The sequence below is a fragment of the Streptomyces sp. DH12 genome (assembly GCF_020873895.1).
Classification (GTDB): Bacteria; Actinomycetota; Actinomycetes; order Streptomycetales; family Streptomycetaceae; genus Streptomyces.
Map to the genome: position 1 here is coordinate 1 of NZ_JAHWGT010000157.1, position 886 is coordinate 886.

The 886-nt window shown below is 73.1% G+C and carries 2 pseudogenes; both read left to right on the forward strand.

From position 1 onward, the window contains the following. Positions 1–105: 105 nt before the first annotated feature. Positions 106–444, forward strand: a pseudogene (locus tag LPA54_RS33190) (zinc-binding dehydrogenase); the annotation flags it as partial. Between the two features lie 215 nt (positions 445–659). Then, a pseudogene (locus LPA54_RS33195) lies at positions 660–886 on the forward strand (hypothetical protein); the annotation flags it as partial.

Here is an 886-nt window from a genome sequence, read left to right on the forward strand (position 1 = left end):
GAGATCTACACAACTTGATTCGTCGGCAGCGTCAGTTGTGTATAAGAGACAGCCCCCGGCACCGAGCGCCGCTCCACCACCATGGCGCTGTGCGGGGTGGTCGGCGCGAGCGAGAGTCCCGAGCAGCTGGTCGGGGACCTCACCGGGGAACTCGGCGCGGACGTGGTGATCGAGGCGGTCGGCGTGCCGGAGACCTTCGAACTGTGCACCCGGGTGGTGCGCCCCGGCGGGCACGTCGCCAACGTCGGCGTGCACGGCGCGCCCGCCACGCTGCACCTCGAGGACCTGTGGATCAAGAACGTCACCATCACCACCGGCCTCGTCGACACGCACTCCACGCCCACCCTCCTCCGGATGGCCGCGGCCGGCCGGCTGCCCACCCGCCGACTGGTCTCCCACACCTTCGCCCTGGACCAGATGCAGGAGGCGTACGACGTGTTCGCGAGGTCGTCCCGGTGCATCCGACGGTCTGACCGCGGGGCGGGGCGGCGGGACCCGGCCGTCCCGCCCCGCCGCACCGGCCCGGGAAGCACCGGCGCGCGAAGCAATGGCCGGACCGGTCCGCGAAAAAGGGCCGTTCCGCCCGTGCGGGCCGGGGGAGAACGGGTCACCCTGGAGGTGGTGGCGCGGTCGGCACCCGCGCGAGGAGGTGACCTCCCATGGCGACGACGCATGGTGCGAGGCACAGGGTGCCCTGGTGGCGATGGCGGGACAATCCGCTGTGCCGCCGCAGCGACGTCGCCGAGGCCTGGCTGCTGATCGCCACGGCCGTCCTCGCCCTGGTCCTCTCGGGGTTCGCGGGGCTGGCGGCGGCCGGCGCGGTCGGCGCGTCGCTCGACGACCGCCGCGAACGCACCAGCACGGTCCCGGCCGTGCTGGTCGAGAA